The organism is Acinetobacter sp. ANC 4779 (assembly GCF_004331055.1).
Taxonomy (GTDB): Bacteria; Pseudomonadota; Gammaproteobacteria; order Pseudomonadales; family Moraxellaceae; genus Acinetobacter.
Genome location: NZ_SJNU01000008.1, coordinates 1 through 21,570 on the forward strand (window position 1 = coordinate 1; position 21,570 = coordinate 21,570).

The following is a 21,570-nucleotide window of genomic DNA, read 5'->3' on the forward strand; positions in this document are numbered from 1 at the left end:
AATGTTGAATGTTGAATGTTGAATGTTGAATGTTGAATGTTGAATGTTGAATGTTGAATGTTGAATGTTGAATGTTGAATGTTGAATGTTGAATGTTGAATGTTGAATGTTGAATGTTGAATGTTGAATGTTGAATGTTGAATGTTGAATGTTGAATGTTGAATGTTGAACGTTATTAAATTTCAGGCATAAAAAAACCGCATTTAAGCGGATTATTTATATCATCTTTTAAAAAGATGGTCGGAGCAGTAGGATTCGAACCTACGACCCCCTGGTCCCAAACCAGGTGCGCTACCAAGCTGCGCCATGCTCCGAATTGGGGTGAATGATGGGGCTCGAACCCACGACAACCGGAATCACAATCCGGGGCTCTACCAACTGAGCTACATCCACCGTTACAACATTTTCAGATTCTAAAATATCAAGCAACCATAAATGGTGCGCCTGACAGGATTCGAACCTGTGACCATCCGCTTAGAAGGCGGATGCTCTATCCTACTGAGCTACAGGCGCATGACCTATGATATTAAATACCATGAAACCTTCGCCTTGAAGAATTGGTCGGAGCAGTAGGATTCGAACCTACGACCCCCTGGTCCCAAACCAGGTGCGCTACCAAGCTGCGCCATGCTCCGATTCATCTTAGCTTCATACTGCAGTTCATGCGGTACGGTGTGCATTCTAGGCGTGACGCTTAGCAACGTCAACACCTATAGTCAAAAAAAATCAAAAAAACGCTTCGAATGTATATTTATCAAACACTTTAGACATTTTTTATACAAATACTAGCGTTTTAAATTGGCACTGAAGTTCAACATACGATCGAGAGGTAATTTCGCTCGTTCCGCAAGGATGGGATCGACGTGTATTTCTTGATCACCTTTTTGTAGAACCGCTAAAATTCCCTCTAATTCATTCATTGCCATCCAAGGACAATGTGCACAAGAGCGACAAGTTGCCCCCTCACCTGCTGTTGGTGCTTCAATCAAAATCTTGTTGGGCACGGCTTGTTGCATTTTATAGAAGATGCCACGGTCGGTTGCCACAATCAAACGTTCATTTGGCAGCATTTGTGCAGCTTTAATCAGTTGCGAGGTACTTCCAACGGCATCTGCGATATCGACCACAGATTCTGGGGACTCTGGATGCACCAAAATAGCTGCATCGGGATAAAGGGCTTTCATATTGGCAATACCACGTGCACGAAATTCTTCATGCACAATGCAAGCACCATCCCAAAGCAACATGTCTGCACCGGTTTTTTTCTGGATATAACGACCAAGATGCTGATCTGGTGCCCAAATAATCTTTTCGCCCAAACTATCTAGATGTTCAATAATTTCAACTGCACAACTTGAGGTTACCACCCAATCAGCTCGGGCTTTGACTGCTGCAGAAGTATTGGCATACACCACCACAGTATAATCAGGATGAGCATCACAGAACGCAGTAAACTCATCTACCGGACAGCCCAAATCTAAAGAACAGGTGGCTTCCAAGGTGGGCATAAGCACAGTTTTTTCAGGAGAAAGGATTTTTGCTGTTTCCCCCATAAATTTCACACCAGCCACAACCAATGTTGAAGCTGGATGGTCACGGCCAAAACGGGCCATTTCTAATGAATCTGAAACACAACCGCCCGATAGTTCAGCGAGCTCTTGAACTTCAGGATCACAATAATAGTGAGCGACAAGGACAGCATCGCGTTTTTTGAGTTCTGCCAGAATTTGCGCAAACTTTTCCTGTTTGACTTCATCACTCAAATGAATATCTTTAGGCTCGCCTAAACGATCTAAATGCGCCTGTACAATCGATTTAGCCTCATTGGCAATTAAATTGGTCGCATTATTCATAAACGTCTTCTCTATCCTTAGTGCTTGTAAGACCACAAGCCGTACACTCAATTCACTGATCAGAATGGCATCAAGCTTTTTTGACCAGTCATTAAAAAATTTGCTTTATAAAAAAGCCTCACAACGGAGGCTTTTTTCATTCAACTAAACTTAAGAACGGTAATCTGCATTGATCTTCACATAGTCATAAGACAGATCGCAGGTATAGACCGTGTCTTTTGCCTGACCTCGTCCTAAATCAACACGAATGGTCATTTCAGCTTGAGACATCACGCGCGCGCCAGCTTCCTCCGTATAGTCCGCTGCCGCACCGCCATCTTTACAGATTTGCACATCATCTAACCAAACCTGGATTTTTTCAACATCTAAATTTTTAACCCCAGCATAACCAATTGCTGCAAGAATACGTCCCCAGTTTGGATCGGATGCAAAAATTGCAGTTTTCACCAAAGGTGAATGGGCAATGCTATAAGCAATATCGCAACATTCTTGAGTATCCGCACCGCCTTCTACTGCAACCGTAATAAATTTGGTTGCCCCCTCACCATCGCGAACAATCAGTTGTGCCAGGCGTTTCATTACCCGTGTTAGAACCTCAAGAACTACTGCATAACGCGGATCATGAGTTGAGGTGATTTCTGTTCCACCGGCTTGACCTGTGGCCACAAAAATACAGGAATCATTGGTTGAGGTATCGCCATCGACCGTAATACGGTTGAAAGAAACATTAACCGTGGTTTTTAACAGCTGCTGTACCAATGCACGGCTGATTGGTGCATCTGTTGCAACATAGCTCAGCATGGTCGCCATATTAGGACGAATCATGCCTGCACCTTTAGAAATACCGGTCATGGTGTAAGTCACCCCAGCGAGTTCAAACTGTTCAGATGCACCTTTTGGCAAAGTGTCTGTGGTCATAATGCCAGTTGCTGCATCTAACCAGGCATCATCGCGTAATGAGTCCAGTGCCGGTTGCAACCCTGTCATTAAGCGTTCGAGGGGAAGCTGTTCGCCAATCACACCGGTTGAAAAAGGTAAAATCTCACTCTCAGATACACCAGCAAGTTCAGCCAACTTCGCGCAAGTCGCTTCAGCATTCGCCATACCAATTTTACCGGTACCTGCATTGGCATTGCCGGTATTAATTACTAAATAGCGCGGATTACCTGCCTGAAGATGTGCTTTACAGACATTCACAGGTGCAGCGCAAAATGCATTTTGAGTAAATACCCCAGCTGCATTGGAGCCTTCAGCAAATTCAAAAATGACCAGGTCGCGTCGGTTCTGATAGCGCACATAGGCTTCAGCTGAACCAATTTTCACACCTTTAACCACATGCATCTGTGGCATTGTTACGTCGCCGACCGCCATTTTTAAACTTCCAAATAAGTTGGTGATAAAAAGACAGCTTAGTAGAAATTAACTAAAAAATCGAGCACAACACTTTGTTTGATTTATTTTTTAGTCAATTGACATTTTCAGGCATAAAAAAACCAGTCCACGGACTGGTTTAAATCACGCCCTCGGCTTAATTAGAGGCCAACTGGCTAGCTTCTGACAATAAGGCTTGTTTGGCTTTTTCCTGACTTGCTGTAGATAAAGCAGGATTTGATGCCACAATACGATCTGCATTCGCAGCATTGGCAGCAGTCACCGCTGCAGTTTTCAATATCACCGGGCGTTGATTCGGATTAGCAAAAGTATAACGAATACCAGTGCGCGGGCTTGCAACTGTAATATTACCGTCCTGAGCAACTGCGGGAGCTGTGGTTGCGCCACGCGCAGCTTGAACTTTTTCTATGGTTGTTGTTTGAGCTGCATTATTTGCAAAAGTCAAAGTAGGAATAGCTAAAGCTGCAATCATCAATGGTTGTAATACTTTTTTCATTGTCTTTTTCCGCTTTTCAGTGTTCGATATGCAACTAAATAACACTTAATTTAGTTCTCTGCAAACCTATTCATATCTTGAAAAACTAAATCCTCTATTTAAAAGGAATAAAAAAGCCACTTTAAATACTCATCTCTATAAACAAGAGGAATTTTTAAAGTGGCTTAGCAGTCTGGGTAAAATTAAATTTTACCGTGACATTGTTTGTATTTTAAACCTGAACCACATGGACAAGGTGCATTACGGTTGGCAGGTGGAATAATATTTTGCTCATCGACTGGGGTGTATTGTGCATCGCTATCCTCAGTCAGATCACCCGTTAAGCCATCTACTTCCGCATGAGAAAGGTTCAACTGCATCGTCTCAGCTTGAGCCTGTTTCTGTGCTTCCATTTCAGCCACTTCTTCAGCTGTAGGCACATGAACGCGTGAAAGATCAGTAATGACATCCGACTTAATCACTGCAAGCATATTTACGAATAAGTTAAATGCTTCTTTCTTATACTCTTGCTCTGGATTCTTTTGTGCATAACCACGCAAGTGAATGCCTTGACGCAAGTAATCCATCGCCGCCAAATGCTCTTTCCAGTGACGGTCCAAAGCACTGAGCATGAAGTGACGTTCTAGCATTGCTGCAGATTCATCACCCATTTGTTCACGGCGATCACGATAGCGCTTCACGATTTCATCAGAAATACGTTCCACCAAAGCTTCTTCATCTAAACGGCGATCTTGTTCCAGCCATTGATTCACCGGTAAATCGATACCTAAATCGTCACGTAATGCACGTTCTAAGCCATCAATATCCCATTGATCATGAATTGATTCAGGTGGAATATAATTTGCAATCACCCCTTTAATCACTTCTTGATGCATTTCTTCGATATATTCTTGCAAGGTACTTTCAGTCAGAACTTCATCACGTTGTGAATAAATGATCTTACGTTGTTCGTTATTCACGTCATCGTATTTCAACAAGTTCTTACGAATGTCAAAGTTACGTGCTTCTACTTTACGTTGCGCATTTTCGATTGAACGGGACACCATTTTATGTTCAATGGCTTCATCTTCTTGCAAACCCATCGCGCGCATCATGCCGACAACACGATCACCCGCGAAAATCCGCATCAAGTCATCTTCAAGAGACAAATAGAAACGGGAAACACCCGGGTCACCTTGACGTCCGGCACGACCACGGAGCTGGTTATCGATACGACGGGATTCGTGACGTTCTGAACCAATAATATGTAAACCGCCAGAACTAATCACCATTTCATGACTTTGATCCCATTCGGCTTTTAGGCGTACTTCATCTTCAGCAGTATAGTTTTCAATTTTGGCAAGTTTGGCTTTCCAGTTACCACCGAGCAAAATATCGGTACCACGACCCGCCATATTGGTGGCAATGGTGACCGCATTGGGTGAACCCGCTTGCGCAATAATGTCAGCTTCACGTTCATGTTGTTTTGCATTCAATACTTCGTGAACAATACCGGCTTCTTTCAATTTATCAGAAAGAATTTCACTGGCTTCGATGGTTGCCGTACCAATCAGGATCGGCGCAACACCGGCTTCATGAATATTTTGAATTTCTTGAATAATCGCGTCGTATTTACCATTACGGTTTAAATAAATTAAATCGTTTTGGTCATTACGGATCATTGGACGGTGCGTTGGAATTAGCACGACATCCAACCCATAAATTTCTTTCATTTCCGCAGCTTCGGTATCAGCAGTACCGGTCATACCTGAAAGCTTTTTGTATAAACGGAAATAGTTCTGGAAAGTTGTAGTTGCAAGGGTTTGGTTTTCAGGTTGAATTTCTAGACCTTCTTTTGCTTCAACTGCCTGATGCAAGCCTTCTGACCAGCGACGACCCGGCATGGTACGACCGGTATTTTCATCCACAATAATCACTTCACCATCATTGATGATGTAGTGAACGTTACGTTGATAAAGATAATGTGCACGAATGGCCGCAGAAACATGATGAACCAGATTCAAGTTAGCCGATGAATACAAGCTCTCGCCTTCTGCGAGCAAGCCCATACGAATCAGTTCATCTTCGACTGTTTCATAACCAATTTCTGTCATTTCGACAGAGCGTTGTTTTTCATCAATCCAGAAGTGACCGCCATCGGCCACTTTTTCTTCTTTTTGCGGAGTCAGTTTTGGTGGAATGCTATTGATCGCCGCATACAATTGTGACGAATCATCGCTTTGACCCGAAATAATTAATGGTGTACGTGCTTCATCAATCAGGATCGAATCGACCTCATCAATAATGGCATAGCTTAAGCCGCGCTGTTTTTTCTCAGCCAGCGAGAACACCATGTTGTCACGAAGATAGTCGAAACCAAATTCGTTGTTGGTACCGTAAGTAATATCGGCACGATAGGCTTCTGCTTTTTCGCTCGGATTTTGCATTGAGTAAATAATACCAATGCTTAAACCCAAGAATTCGAATAATGGACGGTTTAATTCGGCGTCACGTTGTGCCAAATAATCGTTCACGGTAATGACATGGACGCCTTGACCACTAATCGCATTTAAATAACACGCCAAGGTGCCCATCAGGGTTTTACCTTCACCGGTGCGCATTTCTGCAATTTTACCTTCGTGAAGCGTAATACCACCAATCAGCTGTACGTCATAATGACGCATCCCCATGATTCGTTTTGCCGCCTCACGACAAACCGCAAATGCTTCAGGCAATAATTTATCCAGGCCATCGCCATTGTTATATCGTTGTTTGAATTCTTCAGTTTTTGCAGATAAGTCTGCATCGCTTAGTGCAGATATCGTCGGCTCGAGCGCATTAATCTTATCTACGATTTTACGCATGCGTTTGAGTTCGCGCTCATTTTTGGTACCGAAGATGCCTCCGATCAGACTTGCCAACATGAATAGACTCTCTAAATCTTGCTTATCGAATGAATAAATTTTTTCTCAGTCGTTATTATGGTGCTAGAAATTTGAAGTACAAGGGTTTTGCACAAAACCGATAAAAAAATTCTGATCATTCGTTCTAGCACATGACCGCTAAGGAAAATTAATGTAACAAATTTTAAACAACCAATATAGTCATAAAATCCGTCATTTATGCAGATTTTACAAATCAAATCACTCGCCTATATTCCATTTACTCATAAAGAAATACAAAAACGCTATTTTCCTTGGAAAAAAAATTACGCCATATTAGGTTTCATCAAGGTTTATAACAAATAATGTGAGGCTATAAAAATGACATTACGTTTAGGCGACACTGCACCGAATTTTGAGCAGGACTCAAGTGAAGGCACAATTAATTTCTACGATTACCTGGGTGACAGCTGGGGAATCTTATTTTCCCATCCTGCCGACTACACTCCGGTATGCACCACTGAACTGGGCTATACCGCAAAGCTGAAAGATGAATTTGATAAACGCGGTGTAAAAGCCATAGCCCTGTCAGTTGATGATGTCGAATCACATAAAGGCTGGATTAACGATATTAATGAAACTCAAAATACTACGGTCAATTTCCCGATCATTGCCGACAAAGACCGTAAAGTGTCTACGCTTTATGATTTCATTCACCCCAATGCGAGCGAAACTTTAACTGTTCGTTCTTTAGTGATTATTGATCCAAACAAAAAAGTGCGCTTGATTATTACTTACCCGGCTTCAACAGGACGTAATTTTCATGAAATCTTACGTGTCGTGGACTCGCTACAACTGACAGACAAGCATAAAGTGGCGACCCCTGCCAACTGGCAACAAGGTGAAGATGTCGTGATCGTACCCTCTCTTCAAGATGAAGAAGAAATCAAACAGCGTTTCCCTAAAGGTTATACCGCAGTTAAACCCTATTTGCGTTTAACGCCACATCCTGAGAAAAACTAAATCGCTGCTTTAGTTTTTCGCAAGACAAACGAGTGCGTAGTATCAAAATCACTGTCTTATTTTGCCCCAAGACAAACGAAGCGTATAGTTTCAGAATTGGACACTGCTCTGCTCTTGCGCAAGACGAGAAGTCGTGCTTCGAGCATACAACAAATACAGAACAAGAATGACGAACCAGATCCTGATCTTGCTAAAGCTTGTCTCATGACAGGCTTTTTCATTCTGCTAAGAAATTGAATTACAAAATCAAGTTAGTGTTTATTTCATAGGCAGTTTATAAATACGCCTAATCATCTTAAGAATAAATATTGTGATTTATAAGATTCATCATTTGCACTGCGGCACCATGTGTCCTGTTTGCGGTCCTCTGTTTGGTCAAAAAGGGTTACATGCCAAAGTGGTTTGTCATTGCCTGCTGCTTGAAACCGATCAAGGCTTGGTACTGGTAGATACCGGCTTGGGCATACAGGATTATCTGCATACCACAGCCCGCTTGGGCCAGCTGGTTTCACGAGTGGGCCGGATAGAAAACAACTTAGAATTGACTGCAATTGCACAAATTCAGCGCTTAGGCTTTAGCCCGCAAGATGTCAGGCATATCCTGGTTTCACATCTGGATTTTGATCATGCCGGGGGGATTTCAGACTTCCCACACGCCACCATACATGTACTATCTAGCGAATATAATGCAACGCAAAGTCTTTTCTCCCTAAAAAATAAAGCGCGCTATAAAATCCAACAATTCAAGCAACATCGTTACTGGAATTTCATCGAACCTGAACAAGGAGAAGCCTGGTTTAATTTACATCAAGTCCAAGGCTTCCACTTATTTCAAGATGAAATTTTAATGATTCCATTACTGGGTCATAGCAAAGGACATTGCGGGATTGCGATTAAACAAAAGGAGGGCTGGTTATTCTTCTGTGGGGATGCCTATTACTCCCACCTGCAACTCGACCCAAAAAATAAGCTGCGAACGCTAGATAAGATGGAACACTTCTTTGCTGAAAATAATCAAATGCGCGTAGATAACTTGCATAAAATTCAACAGCTGGCACAAACGGGAAAAAATATTGAAATCATTTGTGCTCATGATCCTATTGAACTGGCGCGTTATTTAGCATGATGAGAAGAACAGTGGTTACCCTTTTACTGAGTAGCTCAAGTTTAGTGGGATGCATGACTTCGCCCCCACTTTCATCGGAACAGCGTCCTCAATACTGGGGAGTCATGCTGAATCAAACAGATAATTTTTATCAAATTAGCGAGCATATGTTTCGTAGTGAACAACCCACAGCTGAACTGATTCCGCAATTAAAAGCCCACCACATTAATGTGGTGGTTAATTTAAGATCCAGAAATGCCGATCTAGATATATTGCCCTCCCCCGATTTCAAATTGGTTCATTTACCCATTCATACCTGGGCAATGTCGCGTGAAGATTTGTTACAGGTGATGCGACAGATTCAGCAAGCCAAAGCACTCGATCAAAAGGTACTGATTCATTGTTATCACGGTTCAGACCGTACCGGTGCGAGCATTGCCATGTATCGAATTATTTTTGAAAACTGGAAAATTGAAGATGCACTGAGTGAGATGAAATATGGCGGCTATGGCTTTCATCCGGTTTGGATGAATATCGAAAAAATATTCAGCCCTGAAAATGTAAAATGGATTCAACAGCAACTGTCGAATCCATCTTAATTTTTAACTTAGCCTTGAGTTAGCGTTTGTCTAAAGGCACCCACTCAATTACCCAAGCCGACTTCATTCCCAAGCTGGCATCATTGTTGATTTTCTTGCGTGCAGCATCTGCAGAGTCTCGGTCTTTAGAGGGTCCGACCATAATGCGAATCCCTTTCGAGGTTGGACTTTTGGTGACCTTGTAGCCTTTAGCCCGTAACTTGGCTGCAACAGTATCAGCATTGGCTTCATTGGCGGCCAGAGCCACTTGTACCATCCACTGTTTTTCGCCATTTTCCAACAGATCACGTGCCTTTTCAGCCTCTGCCTTTTTCTTGGCATCCGCCTCACGTTTTTCTTCTGCTTTTTTCTTTTCTGCTCGCGCTTTCTGTTCAGCCTCGGCTTTCTTCTCTGCTTCTTGTTTTTCAGCTGCCTTACGTTTTACGTCGGCATCCTGTTTAGCTTTTTCGTCAGCCGCTTTTTTCTCTGCTGCTTTCTTTTCAGCCGCTTTAATATCTGCTAATTTTTTATCCGCTTCGACTTTACGGTGATCTTCAACTGCTTTTTTATCAGCATCAGTTCGCTGTTGTTGAGCTTTCTGCTGATCCAACTTTTTTTGTGCAAGCAGCTTTTCTTCAGCTAAACGCTTTTGTTTAACCTTTTCATCCTCAATCAGTTCAGGAGGAATATTGTCTGAACTCTGCTGTGCGCCAGTACGATGGGCATTTAAAGCCGCATATTCTTCTGCAGCTTTACGTGCAGCCTCTGCTTCAGCCTGCTGCTGCATTACTAAAAATTCAGCGGCACGTGCTTCTTGTTCTGCAACTGCTTTTTCACGCCCACGGCGTTGCTCTTCAAGCAAACGCTTTTCTGTTTCAACATCGACCGTTAAAGGTTGCAGCTGAACTATTTCACCTTCTGGAGCAGGCTTTTGTTGCGTGACTTGAGCTGCAAGCTCTGGGGTTCTCTGTTCGTTTTGATATATTTCTTCTTTGCCTTTCAGGAGCAATGCTGCCAATAAAACACCACCACCTAATAAAACAACGCCACCCATCCAGCGTTGTTTGCTATTCATTGACATTCTTCCAAATACTCCCATACCGCTTCTAAGGTATGAAATGAACCACATACCAAGATCAGCTGATTATTCTTCGTTTCATTCAGCGCTGATTTAAAAGCCAATTGAACACTTTCGAAGTGCTGTACTGTTTCACCCTGTAACGCTTCATCAAGCTGTTCGATTGAAGCTGCTCGCGGAACCGCTAATGGGGCAATTTTCCATGTTAAAACAGTATCTTTCAACAACTCTGCGACAGAATTGATGTCTTTATCTGCCAACATGGAAAAAACACTGATCACTTCTGTGTACTGTTTATTGTATTCCAGGAATTTTCGCAACTGATTTAACAAAAAATCTACGCCATGCGGATTATGGCCGGCATCAAAGATCACCGTTTTGCCCTGAATCTGGCGAATTTCAAAGCGACCTGGCAATTTTGCATTTTGAATGCCTTGTGCAATGGCATCTTGAGTCACTTTTAGACCACTGAGCAAAATTGCGGCCACAGCCGTGGAAATATTTTCTAACGCCAAAGCACCTGTCGGTAATTTTAAAGTTGTACCTGAAGATGCAAACAGCCACGACTGAGCATCGTCCGTGTATTGATAGAAATAATCACGATCAGCCACATATAATGTCGCCTTGCATGCATCAACTTTATTTTGAATGGCTTGTGGAAGTTGCTGTAAACCACCGAAAATCACAGGAATATTCGGGCGAATAATTCCGGCTTTTTCAAAGGCAATTTTTTCAATGGTGTCGCCCAGCCAATCGGTATGGTCTAAACCAATATTGGTAATCACTGCAACATCTGGCTCAATCACATTAACCACGTCTAAGCGGCCGCCCAGTCCGACTTCAAGTACCCAGACATCACATTGTTTAGCTTTAAAAATAACAAAAGCGGCCAGTGTGGTGGCTTCAAAGAAAGACAGGCTAAGATTACAATCACGACGAGCGTGATCCACTGCAACAAATGCATCCACCAACGTCTGGTCATCCACTTCAATGCCCGACAATTTCACCCGTTCATTAAAACGGTAAATATGCGGCGATTGATATAATCCCACTTGATAGCCCTGCGCATTTAAAATGGCAGCTAAAGTGGTGGTGGTTGAACCTTTGCCATTGGTTCCCGCTACGGTCAGTACTTTTGCCTGTGGTCGTGTCACACCCAGCTTTTCAGCCACTGGAATGACGCGTTCCAGACCTAAATCAATCCCCGTAACGTGAACATGGCTCCAATAATCGAGCCATGTGTTTAAAGAGTCTGTTGCAAGTGGTGCTGTGTTCAAGGCAAATTCATCAGTTTCGCGACAATACGATAGACTGTATCACGTAATGCGTGACGATGAACAATTTGATCAATTACACCATGATCAAGCAAATATTCTGCACGTTGGAACGGTTCTTCCAGTTTTTCACGTACGGTTTGCTCAATCACACGTTTACCCGCAAAACCAATCATGGCTTTAGGTTCAGCAATATGCACATCACCCAACATTGCAAGTGAAGCGGTTACGCCACCATAAACTGGATGAGTTAATACCACCAAATACGGCAAACCTGCATCTTTCATACGTTGAATTGCTGCTGAAGTACGTGCCATTTGCATAAGCGACAACATGCCTTCTTGCATACGCGCACCACCTGATGCCGCGAAGCAGACTAAAGGCTGTTTCTCTTTAATGGCGCGTTCAGCAGCTTGCACAAAACGGTCACCGACCACAGTGCCCATTGAACCGCCCATAAAGTCGAATTCAAATGCACATGCGATTAAAGGAATACCTTTGAGTAAACCTTGCATAACCACTAATGCTTCAGTTTCACCGGTTTTCTTTTGTGCTTCAGCCATACGGTCTGGGTATGCCTTGCTGTCGACAAATTTCAGTGGATCTTTGGCAACAAATTCCTGACCCATTTCATTTTGAACTTGATCGAAGAACCAGTTTAAACGTTCACGTGCTTTCATACGCAAATGTTCGTCGCATTGCGGGCAAACATAGGCATTAAATGACATGGCCGTACGGGTAACCAGTGCGTGACACTCAGGGCACTCAATGGTTGGCTCTGTAAAAGTTGCTTTGAGTGCGGTTTGCTCATCGGGGGTGTGAATACCCGGAACATGACGTTCCGTCCACGGCGTCGCTGGGCTAAGAATTTGGCCTGCTTTCACTTCTTGATTCATACTAACTCATCGAGCGCAGCTCGAAGCTCCTTGACTTTATTAACCGTTTCGACAACAGCTTGTTCGGGTGCCAGGTTCGCAAACTGTTTGACAAAAGCACTGCCCACAATTACCGCATCAGCCGCTACACCCATGGCTTTCGCAGAGGCAGCATCGCTAATACCAAAACCCACACCAACAGGAATATCAGTCACAGCTTTAATTTTCTGGATACGGGCTGCAGCTTCAGACACATCTAAAGTTGCTGCACCGGTTACCCCTTTCAAGGACACATAGTAGATAAAACCACGGGCTTGTTTCGCCACATGCTCAATACGCTGATCAGTTGAGGTCGGTGCAAGCAAGAAAATTTGATCCATGTCGAATTTTTTCAACACATCGTCCAGATTTTTTGCTTCTTCAGGCGGTAAATCCACCAGAAGTACCCCATCAACACCGCATTCACTGGCAATCGATACAAACTTTTCATAACCAATCACTTCGACTGGGTTTAAATAACCCATCAAAACCACTGGTGTTTCGGTATCTTTCTGACGGAACTCTTTCACCATATTCAAAGCGTCCAGGGTATTGGTCCCACCTGCCAATGCACGTTCTGCTGCAAGGGCAATCACTGGACCATCTGCCATAGGGTCTGAAAATGGAAGACCAAGCTCAATCACATCTACTCCTGCCTCAACCATTTGATGTAACAAGGGAACAGTTACTTCTGGATGAGGGTCACCTGCCATTACATAAGAAACTAGCGCTTTACGCTGCTGAGATTTAAGCTGTCCAAAACGAGTGGCTAAACGTGACATAAGGCTATGCTTTCCTTGAATTATTTAAAAACTGAGGAGTTGGCTTTGTAGAAATACAAGACAACGTATTGTAACGCTATTTTTTACCCATTGAACAGAGTCCAAACCTTTCGCGCTACATTCAACTGACAATCTCATTTTTTCAGAACAATCCGAGAACACCATTTACTGATATTTACGATTTTTTCTCAATGATCAAAGATGCCTAATTTTGCTATTTAAAAAAATATCCAGCATTAAGATAAACTTATTTTTATTGCTAAAAAAATGATAAAAATAATTGAGTTAGCTTTTAAATTTAATGTTTTATCTAATAGCAAAACCTGCTCTATACTACGCACGATTTTCCTTTTTCTTATTTTATATGACTCCCGAATCTCAAGGTGAAGTGCACGCTCGTGCGTTGGCACTGCTACCTCTTATTGTATTTTTAGCCATTTTTTTAGGCAGTGGTATCTATCATTCCCTCATTGGTAGCGAGTTTGCTTTTTATCAGGTTAAAGCACCGGTGGCGGCTCTACCGGCCATTATTGTGGCCGTAGTGCTTTACCGTGGAAAATTAAATACTGCCATTGATGAATTTTTAAAAGGTGCCAGTCATCCCAATTTAATTCTGATGTTTATGGTGTTTATGCTGGCCGGGGCATTTGCCAGCACTACCAGTGCCATCGGCAGTGTCGACGCGACGGTACAATTGGGTCTCTCGATTATTCCGCCGTCATTTGTGCTTCCAATGCTGTTTATTATTTCGGCATTTATCGCAACAGCGATGGGAACTTCAATGGGTACCATTGCTGCCTGCGCCCCGATTGCCTTTGGTTTTTCCCAAGTCACCAGTATTGAAGCTGTCTATGCCATTGGGGCAGTGGTGGGCGGTGCTATGTTTGGCGACAACTTATCCTTGATTTCAGACACCACCATTGCCGCAACCAGCAGTCAAAAAGTTCAGCTACGCGATAAATTTAAAGTCAATGTCTGGATTGCGGTTCCTGCAGCAGTTCTCAGTATTTTGATTTATGCATTTATTAGCCATGACTCACAGAGCATTGCATACAAAACTTATGACCTGTGGCTGATTTTGCCTTATGTGGCGGTGTTCTTTTTGGCATTCTCACGTTTACATGTACTGGCAGTTTTAACGATTGGCGTTTTACTCTCTGGGCTAATGGGGATGATAGTCAACCCTGATTTCGGTGTCTTAAAGCTTAACAATACGATTTATAATGGTTTTGTTGGCATGTTTGAGGTTGCGCTACTCTCGATGTTGTTAGGCGGCCTGTCCGCCATCATGCAAAAAGAAGGTGGACTGCAATGGCTTATCCAACGTATTTACAGCATGACCCGTTTATTTAAAGTGGGGCGCCAGCGTGCCGGTGAGTTGGGATTAAGTTTTCTGGTGGTATTCGCCAATTTATTTGTTGCCAATAATACCGTTGCAATTATTTTGTCGGGTGACATGGCACGTGAAGTAGCCAAAGAATACGGCGTAGATCCGAAACGTGCCGCAGCATTACTGGATATTTTTTCCTGTGTGGTTCAAGGCATCATTCCATATGGTGCGCAATTACTGCTCGCCTGTTCTATTGCGAAGATGTCGCCTATCGAGCTGATCGGGAACATTTACTATTGCTGGATATTGGCCATCGTGGCGATCTTGGCCATCGCATTTCAATTCCCTCGATTCAAACCCGCTTGATTTCAGTAGATATTTAAAAAGCGATCCAATTGGGTCGTTTTTTTTATCACTCAGCTGATGCTTTCAACTGTTGTTTTCTGCGCAATAAGGTTTGGCCGCTAAAGGCTTTATAGGCCCGTGCTAAGGCAGACTGATCTGAGTAGCCCAATTGCATGGCAATATCGCTCAGTGGTATGTCCTGCTGTAGCAATTGTTCACAGCGCTTCATCCGCTCCATCTCAACAATCCTCTTAAAAGAGCAATTGAGGTCATTCAATTGCCGTTGCAGTGTCCGCGCAGAGACATGCAATTCATTCGCAATCTGCTCAATTTTGGGCACACTCTTTTGCACACGTAAATACTCCGCTACTCTCATATGAATGTGCTGATCTAAGTTTTCATAACGGGGCTTGGAAGCAATGGCTTCTTCTGCCTGACGCAGTAAAAGTTGCATTAAAGAAGGATCAGCCAGTTCCGATTTTAAATCTAGACTGTCCGAACTAATCACAAAAGAATATTGGGTATGACCAAAGCCAACTTCGCAGCCAAAAAACTTTTCATAATGATAGCGCGCCATCTGAGGGGTATGCGCAAACTGCATACTCAGCAATTGCAAAGAGGCAGGGAAAATTTGCTTGGCCAAATGTGCCATACATGCTGCGGTCAGCTCATTAATCATTGCATATCGTGCATCATGTAGCGGCCAAGAGAGATAAATCTTTTTCTCCTGATGCAGCAGTTGCATAGGAATCACTGCTGCGCCATCAATCACCAGACGGCTAAAACGAATAATGTTGTGCAAGGCTTCCGCCACGCTATTACTACGCGAGGCCATATAGCCCAACACACCAAAATGTTCAGGACGAATCAACCGGGCCATTTCCAAAACCAGTTCTGGGCAATGTAAGTGTTGACGGGTAAGTTCTACCACCTCTAAAAAAAATGAATAGGTCGATTGCGAATCAATCGGCAAGGACAAGACATGACGCAATTGGGTGTGATGCTGTTGCAGAAAGGGCAAGGCAAAAATATCCATGCCTTGCTGCAGCAAATACATATTTAGCAGCTGAAAATAACCATTGGGAATCTGCAGTTCTTGCACAATTGATCCTTGTTTTTTTGACATTTTAAATTCTTAGCTTGTCGTGAAATGTATAAAAAATGGCAAGTCCTGTCAAAACAAAATTAAAAAAGCCCGACATACTGTAATTATCCAAGGCGATTTAAGTAAAATAAAATGAATGCTCTTGCCCAATACCACGTCGAACCTGTGGTTCGCAGCAATCTTGATTTTAAACTGCATGAAGTGCCGCGTTTCTGGTTTGGAGGTGATCCCTTTATCACTCGGGTATTTGATGCTCTCAGCCTGACTTTTCCGGATGGGGAACGTTACTTTATTCAGTCTGTGCGTCTGTTCCGCGATCAGATTACCGATCCGGATTTAAAGCTCCGGGTTGCGGATTTTATTCGTCAAGAAGCGCAGCACGGTATCGCGCATGACAAAATGAATCAGGTCATGAAAGAGCAAGGCATGCCAGTCGATCAATTCATTCAGCGTTTAAATAAAATTTTTAAATTCGAACTGGAAAAACGCTCACCTCAATACAACATTGCCATGACAGCGGCAGCTGAGCATTTAACTGCGCTGATGGCAGAAACTTTTTACAGTCATAAAGAAACCTTGCGTGATGCACATCCCTATGTTCGTGCCCTGTTGGCATGGCATGCGATTGAGGAAATGGAACATCGTGATGTGGCATTTGATGTCATGAAACAGGTGGGTAATGTGCCTGAAACTACACGCAAATTCACCCTGGCATGGACAACCACATTAATGTTTGGTTTTACCCTTTACCGCGCCAACGTAATGTTAAAATATGATGGTTTTACATCTTTGCAGCGTCTGCAAATGAACATTCGTGGCCTACCCTGGTTTTTTGGTAAAAACGGCAAGCTTAGCAAAATGAGCAAGCAATATCGTGACTGGTTTAACAAAGATTTCCATCCAAGTCAGCAGCCAATTATCGCGCAGTATGATATCTGGATCAAAACCTTGGAACAAACCGGTGATCCAATCCAAGCGGGTGAGGCTTTTTGGCAGGCGGCTAAAGACTAGAGCGTCTTGTTTGAGTTTAAAAGCGACCAAGTCCAGATGAGTCTAGACTTGGTTTAATCGTTTTATTACCACTTGGCATAATGCTGTTCCAACAGCCCATATTCGTTTAACAAGATAATTTCCTGATCATCCTGCTGAATGGTTCCGCTAATTTTGGCTTGCCATTGACTGAACTGACTGCCGACCAATCTTAAATTCAGATTTTCATAGCGTCGCCAGCCCGTTTTCACATCCAGATTCAATTTTTCATCCAGTGAGCGAATGGTCCAATGATCATCACCCAGATGCTGAAATAAAATATCGCTTAACGGATATAAAACCCCATTGATCCACAAGCAGTTTTCGTTACCAAAACTTTCATTTACGCCTGAAGCCAAATTCAATCCGATACGATTATTATGGGCATCCCAAAAATTACAGGATAACCAGAACCAAGCTGTTTCTGGACGTAAAAAACCACAGGTATCATCGAGTGAGGCAAAAGTTTTTTCATGAAACTGTATGGTTTGACCCTGTTTATTAATAAAAAAGCCTTCACAGCCCAAAGTCGTGAGTTTTTGGGTATAGGTCCAGCCATTAATTCCCGTCGGGCTACACATGCTTAAAGGATCTGTGCCTGCACAAAAGATTCGTGCACTCAGCTTAATTTCACCATGTTTAGTCACATGGATATAACGCACGCCATTGGCATGCTGAATATCAATTTGAAAAGGTGATTTGGAGAAAAAACTTTGGTTATAAAGCGGCTGCTCATCAACCGCAGTATGTCGTGACAAAAGATTAATTGCGTTCCATTCTAAAACTTCAGCGCGCTGATGATCATAGATATAGAAAAAACCATGCCCTGCCCATGCAATATCAGCTATGGCCAAACCAAGGGTGTAATGTTCATGTTGAATGCAGCAGAATTTAAATTTTTTATACTTTAATCGCTTGCGCCAACCCGTTAAAACCTTTCCATAAGGTGTTTTATACTGGTATTTATTTAAATCAATGGTCTTTGGGAGAGTACTAAAACGTCCATAATGAGGTTGTCCATTTGATTGAATCAAATCCATTTATCAAATTCCATCTAGCCAAGAGATCACAAATCCTTAATCTTATTATGCCTATATAAATCGAACTTAAAAGTATCAAAAAGCATCTTTTCATCGAAAATATACAAAAAATCATATTATTCCCAGATGTTTGATATCTAATAAATATAATTTATTAATCAAAGGGATATAAATCAGTAAGCAGATAACATTAAATAGGTATTTTCCCAACTATTCCCGTTAAATTCACCTTGCACCAATTGTACATAACGACCATGCACCTGATCGATTGCAATACAGTCATCTACCTCCAATACACGGTCGGTATGCTGTTTCTGCCAATGCTGGGCAAAGTAAGCTTTACCACGTTGTTTTGCCAGCATGGCATTTTGTGCCACCACTAAAATATAGCGATGCAATTCACCAAATTCACGCGCATCATAACCACCCAAATTAATTAAAAACAGCTTTTGTTCGGATAAATTCGGCTGTGCGTTACTGAATTGGATTTGATATTTTTCACCCTCAAATTCCACGCCATTAATTTGTGCCCAAGCATCAATATGCAAGCCTTTTTGTTCCCCAAACCATGCAGTTTTAAGTTGAGGATAGGTCTCTTCTAATGAATCTCCCACGGCGAGTACCACATCATGGACTTCGGTATTGGCACGTGCATGACGACCGCCAAGCATGACGATAAATAGGCTAGGCATAATATTCCCTAAAATAATCTAATGACTTAAAACTTCTATTTGATCCACGTTAGTGTTATTCGCAATTGTTCGAGTCCAACCTTAATCTGCTAAAAATGTTGCTGCGAAGCATTATTTCTCTCCAAGTCTATGACGGGTTTTGCGATGAGGTGTACTGAGCCGTAAGATGCCTTTCTTGCGAACTCCAAATATAGAGATCTTCATAACCACAAAGTTGAATTTGACTTGAGTTTTCAGTCCTAGCGAGTAGATTACTTTGGTTTCGACAAAAGTAACAAAACCATTTTATTGAAAGGCAAGTATTCTAAATTTTATACTGATTTAAGTAAAAAAAATCGTGCTGAATTAATCCAACACGATTCTATAATTCATACTCTGCAAACCCCTCCTAAGGAAGAGGCTTATAAAAGAATTTACATCTCAACCATCTCAACACCATCAATACGCGCAACAGTCATCAAGTCCTTATCGCCACGACCTGAAACAGTCGCAATAATAATTTGATCTTTAGACATCGTTGGCGCAAGTTTAGTCACATACGCCATGGCATGTGCACTTTCAAGCGCCGGAATAATCCCTTCAATCTGGGTTAAATCCCGGAAACCTTGCAGCGCTTCATTGTCGGTGATTGGCACATAATTGACCCGTTGCATATCTTTCAAGAAGCTATGTTCAGGACCGACACCCGGATAATCCAAGCCCGCAGAGATCGAATGCGTTTCAATAATCTGACCTTGTTCATCCGACATCAAGTAAGTGCGATTACCATGCAGTACGCCAACATGACCTGCATTGAGGGGTGCAGAATGACGACCCGTTTCAATGCCATCTCCTGCTGCTTCGACGCCATACATTTTCACATCTTCATCATTTAAAAATGGATAGAACAAGCCCATCGCATTTGAACCACCACCCACGCACGCCACTAAAGCATCGGGTAAACGGCCGGCTTGTTCCTGAATTTGCTTACGCGCTTCACGGCCAATAATCGACTGGAAATCACGAACCAGTTGCGGATACGGATGCGGACCCGCAACAGTACCAATAATATAATAAGTGCTGTCTACATTGGTGACCCAATCACGCATCGCTTCGTTCATGGCATCTTTAAGGGTTTTTGAGCCGCTTTGTACAGGCACGACAGTCGCACCCAACAAACGCATACGGTACACGTTCATGGCTTGACGTTTAACGTCGTCTGCACCCATGAATACCACACACTCAAGCCCTAAACGTGCAGCAATAGTCGCTGTAGCCACACCATGCTGACCTGCGCCAGTTTCTGCAATAATCCGTTTTTTACCAGAAAGTTTGGCAAGTAGTGCCTGACCGATGGTGTTATTGATTTTGTGCGAACCGGTATGATTCAGGTCTTCACGTTTTAAATAAATTTGCGCACCGCCCAACTCTTTTGACCATCGTTCAGCATGATAAAGTGGACTAGGACGACCTACATAATAGGCTAAATCACGGTCGAATTCTGCCAAAAACTGTGCATCATTTTTCATGCGGAAATAGAGCTTTTCTAAATCCTCTAATGCTGCCATCAGTGTTTCTGACACAAAACGTCCGCCATGGATACCGAAATGCCCACGCTCATCGGGGAATTGGGTATAGTCAGTCACCTGATCTTTCTGATTAACAGTTTGCTGATCCACGCTGGACTCCTTGCATAAAGTGTTCAATGAGTTGTTGGTCTTTTATACCTTTAGCGGATTCTACGCCTCCGCTGACATCTACTGCATAAGCCCTAGTCGTCTTTATAGCGTCTTCAATATTTTCAGGTTTTAAACCACCTGCCAAAATTAAAGGAACATTCAGTTTCGGGAACTGTGACCAGTCAAACTGGTGCCCTGTTCCACCTTTTAGCTCAGGATGCCAGGCATCTAATAATACTGCGCTTGCACCTGCATGTTGATAGTTTTTTATGGCTTTTATAATATCTAGCTCAGGTTTAACCTGAATGGCTTTATACCAACGGCATTTGGATTGTACTGCAATCTGCTGACATTGTTCTGCAGTTTCATCCCCATGAAACTGCACCATATCCAAAGGTATTTGTTCTACAACCTGAGTAATTTCGTCAGCGGTTGCATTCACAAATAATCCTACAATTTGTACATAAGCCGGGACATGCTTTGCCAATTCTTTCGCTTGTTCGATGGTTACACTTCGTGGACTGGGTGCATAGAAGACAAATCCAATCGCATCCACCCCTGCATTCACAGCAGAATGTATATCTTCTATTCGTGTTATTCCACAAATTTTGGCACGGGTTCGCATACACTTCGCTCTAATTCTTGGGCTTAAACTTTACCCGATTCATAAACAGTCTATAAATATGGGCCGAATCATTGTAATGCAATTTTAAAAGCTTGAGTAAAGTTCATCCGGAATAATATTGACATGATTGTCTAATGCATACACAAACCTTATACTGCGCGCAATTGCAACGAGTCCAAGCTCAGGCTTTAGGGAAGTTGGTGAGAATCCAACACTGCCCCCGCAACGGTAAAATGAACAACATATCTTTATAAGCTCTCACTTACACCACTGCAGAAATGTGGGAAGGTGGATATGCCAATATTGAATATCAATATTTATATTTAAGTCCGGATACCTCTTGTTGCGCCCTTAAACTCAATCATTCACGGGGGGTGAATGTATGGAGCG

18 protein-coding genes, 4 tRNA genes and 1 riboswitch are annotated in these 21,570 nt (G+C 42.7%); of the genes, 5 read left to right on the forward strand and 17 right to left on the reverse strand.

Annotated features, from left to right (window positions below; genetic code table 11):
* Positions 1–237 precede the first annotated feature (237 nt).
* The 8 genes from E0H80_RS10160 to secA all read right to left on the reverse strand — a co-directional run bounded on the left by E0H80_RS10160 (position 238) and on the right by secA (position 6,644).
* Positions 238–314, reverse strand: a tRNA-Pro gene (locus E0H80_RS10160).
* 3 nt (positions 315–317) lie between these two features.
* A tRNA-His gene (locus tag E0H80_RS10165) sits at positions 318–393 on the reverse strand.
* Between the two features lie 43 nt (positions 394–436).
* Positions 437–513, reverse strand: a tRNA-Arg gene (locus E0H80_RS10170).
* Between the two features lie 45 nt (positions 514–558).
* Positions 559–635, reverse strand: a tRNA-Pro gene (locus E0H80_RS10175).
* 150 nt (positions 636–785) lie between these two features.
* Positions 786–1,853 carry a quinolinate synthase NadA gene (nadA, locus tag E0H80_RS10180; protein ID WP_131365463.1) on the reverse strand — a complete coding sequence of 356 codons (1,068 nt, stop codon included), beginning with the start codon at positions 1,851–1,853 and terminating at the stop codon, positions 786–788.
* A gap of 150 nt (positions 1,854–2,003) precedes the next feature.
* Positions 2,004–3,224 (reverse strand): bifunctional glutamate N-acetyltransferase/amino-acid acetyltransferase ArgJ, encoded by a 1,221-nt coding sequence (argJ, locus tag E0H80_RS10185; RefSeq protein ID WP_131365464.1) that lies wholly within the window; start codon positions 3,222–3,224, stop codon positions 2,004–2,006.
* Between the two features lie 157 nt (positions 3,225–3,381).
* Entirely contained in the window at positions 3,382–3,741 is a 360-nt protein-coding gene (locus E0H80_RS10190; protein ID WP_131365466.1) for a hypothetical protein, read from the reverse strand.
* 182 nt (positions 3,742–3,923) lie between these two features.
* Positions 3,924–6,644: a preprotein translocase subunit SecA gene (gene secA / locus E0H80_RS10195; protein ID WP_131365468.1), complete on the reverse strand. Its 2,721-nt coding sequence runs from the start codon at positions 6,642–6,644 to the stop codon at positions 3,924–3,926.
* 339 nt (positions 6,645–6,983) lie between these two features.
* Between secA and E0H80_RS10200 the strand changes: the two genes are divergently transcribed.
* The 3 genes from E0H80_RS10200 to E0H80_RS10210 all read left to right on the forward strand — a co-directional run bounded on the left by E0H80_RS10200 (position 6,984) and on the right by E0H80_RS10210 (position 9,329).
* Entirely contained in the window at positions 6,984–7,625 is a 642-nt protein-coding gene (locus E0H80_RS10200; protein ID WP_131365470.1) for a peroxiredoxin, read from the forward strand.
* Positions 7,626–7,935: 310 nt separating this feature from the next.
* A complete protein-coding gene (locus tag E0H80_RS10205) occupies positions 7,936–8,751 on the forward strand; it encodes an MBL fold metallo-hydrolase (protein WP_131365472.1) in 816 nt (271 codons plus the stop codon).
* Positions 8,751–9,329 (forward strand): dual specificity protein phosphatase family protein, encoded by a 579-nt coding sequence (locus E0H80_RS10210; RefSeq protein ID WP_131365758.1) that lies wholly within the window; start codon positions 8,751–8,753, stop codon positions 9,327–9,329. Before E0H80_RS10205 ends, E0H80_RS10210 begins: the two co-directional genes overlap by 1 nt.
* Positions 9,330–9,348: 19 nt before the next feature.
* Here E0H80_RS10210 and E0H80_RS10215 read toward each other — a convergent pair whose 3' ends face one another.
* From E0H80_RS10215 to trpA, 4 genes are read right to left on the reverse strand one after another with little or no spacing between them, the layout of a single operon-like run.
* On the reverse strand, positions 9,349–10,389 hold the full coding sequence (locus tag E0H80_RS10215) for an SPOR domain-containing protein (protein WP_213073404.1): 1,041 nt from the start codon (positions 10,387–10,389) through the stop codon (positions 9,349–9,351).
* A complete protein-coding gene (gene folC / locus E0H80_RS10220; RefSeq protein ID WP_131365477.1) occupies positions 10,380–11,663 on the reverse strand; it encodes a bifunctional tetrahydrofolate synthase/dihydrofolate synthase in 1,284 nt (427 codons plus the stop codon). Before folC ends, E0H80_RS10215 begins: the two co-directional genes overlap by 10 nt.
* Complete coding sequence (accD, locus tag E0H80_RS10225; protein ID WP_131365480.1) at positions 11,660–12,556, reverse strand: acetyl-CoA carboxylase, carboxyltransferase subunit beta; 897 nt, start codon at positions 12,554–12,556, stop codon at positions 11,660–11,662. The genes folC and accD overlap by 4 nt, the downstream gene beginning before the upstream one ends.
* Entirely contained in the window at positions 12,553–13,356 is an 804-nt protein-coding gene (gene trpA, locus E0H80_RS10230) for a tryptophan synthase subunit alpha (protein WP_131365482.1), read from the reverse strand. The genes accD and trpA overlap by 4 nt, the downstream gene beginning before the upstream one ends.
* A 364-nt stretch (positions 13,357–13,720) precedes the next feature.
* Here trpA and E0H80_RS10235 point away from each other — a divergent pair, with 364 nt between their 5' ends.
* Complete coding sequence (locus tag E0H80_RS10235) at positions 13,721–15,052, forward strand: Na+/H+ antiporter NhaC family protein (protein WP_131365485.1); 1,332 nt, start codon at positions 13,721–13,723, stop codon at positions 15,050–15,052.
* 46 nt (positions 15,053–15,098) lie between these two features.
* On the opposite strand, the gene E0H80_RS10240 is transcribed toward E0H80_RS10235, so the two are convergent.
* A complete protein-coding gene (locus tag E0H80_RS10240; protein WP_131365760.1) occupies positions 15,099–16,133 on the reverse strand; it encodes an AraC family transcriptional regulator in 1,035 nt (344 codons plus the stop codon).
* Between the two features lie 135 nt (positions 16,134–16,268).
* Here E0H80_RS10240 and E0H80_RS10245 point away from each other — a divergent pair, with 135 nt between their 5' ends.
* The gene (locus E0H80_RS10245; RefSeq protein ID WP_131365487.1) at positions 16,269–17,147 is read left to right on the forward strand and encodes a metal-dependent hydrolase; all 879 of its coding nucleotides are present in this window, start codon (positions 16,269–16,271) and stop codon (positions 17,145–17,147) included.
* Between the two features lie 65 nt (positions 17,148–17,212).
* Here the strand turns inward: E0H80_RS10245 and E0H80_RS10250 are convergent, their stop codons facing one another.
* From E0H80_RS10250 to E0H80_RS10265, 4 genes are all read right to left on the reverse strand, one after another.
* Complete coding sequence (locus E0H80_RS10250) at positions 17,213–18,205, reverse strand: DUF2804 domain-containing protein (RefSeq protein ID WP_131365489.1); 993 nt, start codon at positions 18,203–18,205, stop codon at positions 17,213–17,215.
* A 173-nt stretch (positions 18,206–18,378) separates the two neighbouring features.
* Positions 18,379–18,897, reverse strand: coding sequence for a DUF1543 domain-containing protein (locus tag E0H80_RS10255; protein WP_131365491.1), 519 nt, complete (start codon positions 18,895–18,897; stop codon positions 18,379–18,381).
* A gap of 413 nt (positions 18,898–19,310) precedes the next feature.
* Entirely contained in the window at positions 19,311–20,555 is a 1,245-nt protein-coding gene (gene trpB, locus E0H80_RS10260) for a tryptophan synthase subunit beta (RefSeq protein WP_131365493.1), read from the reverse strand.
* The gene (locus E0H80_RS10265; protein WP_131365495.1) at positions 20,536–21,180 is read right to left on the reverse strand and encodes a phosphoribosylanthranilate isomerase; all 645 of its coding nucleotides are present in this window, start codon (positions 21,178–21,180) and stop codon (positions 20,536–20,538) included. Before E0H80_RS10265 ends, trpB begins: the two co-directional genes overlap by 20 nt.
* A 153-nt stretch (positions 21,181–21,333) precedes the next feature.
* Positions 21,334–21,540: riboswitch (cobalamin riboswitch) on the forward strand.
* The last annotated feature ends 30 nt before the right edge of the window (positions 21,541–21,570 follow it).

Bases quoted from the DNA above. Each gene is read 5' to 3' on its own strand.
- nadA (WP_131365463.1), bottom strand. From the start codon at position 1,853: ATGAATAATGCGACCAATTTAATTGCCAATGAGGCTAAATCGATTGTA.
- argJ (WP_131365464.1), bottom strand. From the start codon at position 3,224: ATGGCGGTCGGCGACGTAACAATGCCACAGATGCATGTGGTTAAAGGT.
- E0H80_RS10190 (WP_131365466.1), bottom strand. From the start codon at position 3,741: ATGAAAAAAGTATTACAACCATTGATGATTGCAGCTTTAGCTATTCCT.
- secA (WP_131365468.1), bottom strand. From the start codon at position 6,644: ATGTTGGCAAGTCTGATCGGAGGCATCTTCGGTACCAAAAATGAGCGC.
- E0H80_RS10200 (WP_131365470.1), top strand. From the start codon at position 6,984: ATGACATTACGTTTAGGCGACACTGCACCGAATTTTGAGCAGGACTCA.
- E0H80_RS10210 (WP_131365758.1), top strand. From the start codon at position 8,751: ATGAGAAGAACAGTGGTTACCCTTTTACTGAGTAGCTCAAGTTTAGTG.
- E0H80_RS10215 (WP_213073404.1), bottom strand. From the start codon at position 10,389: ATGTCAATGAATAGCAAACAACGCTGGATGGGTGGCGTTGTTTTATTA.
- accD (WP_131365480.1), bottom strand. From the start codon at position 12,556: ATGAATCAAGAAGTGAAAGCAGGCCAAATTCTTAGCCCAGCGACGCCG.
- trpA (WP_131365482.1), bottom strand. From the start codon at position 13,356: ATGTCACGTTTAGCCACTCGTTTTGGACAGCTTAAATCTCAGCAGCGT.
- E0H80_RS10235 (WP_131365485.1), top strand. From the start codon at position 13,721: ATGACTCCCGAATCTCAAGGTGAAGTGCACGCTCGTGCGTTGGCACTG.
- E0H80_RS10245 (WP_131365487.1), top strand. From the start codon at position 16,269: ATGAATGCTCTTGCCCAATACCACGTCGAACCTGTGGTTCGCAGCAAT.
- E0H80_RS10250 (WP_131365489.1), bottom strand. From the start codon at position 18,205: ATGGATTTGATTCAATCAAATGGACAACCTCATTATGGACGTTTTAGT.
- E0H80_RS10255 (WP_131365491.1), bottom strand. From the start codon at position 18,897: ATGCCTAGCCTATTTATCGTCATGCTTGGCGGTCGTCATGCACGTGCC.
- E0H80_RS10265 (WP_131365495.1), bottom strand. From the start codon at position 21,180: ATGCGAACCCGTGCCAAAATTTGTGGAATAACACGAATAGAAGATATA.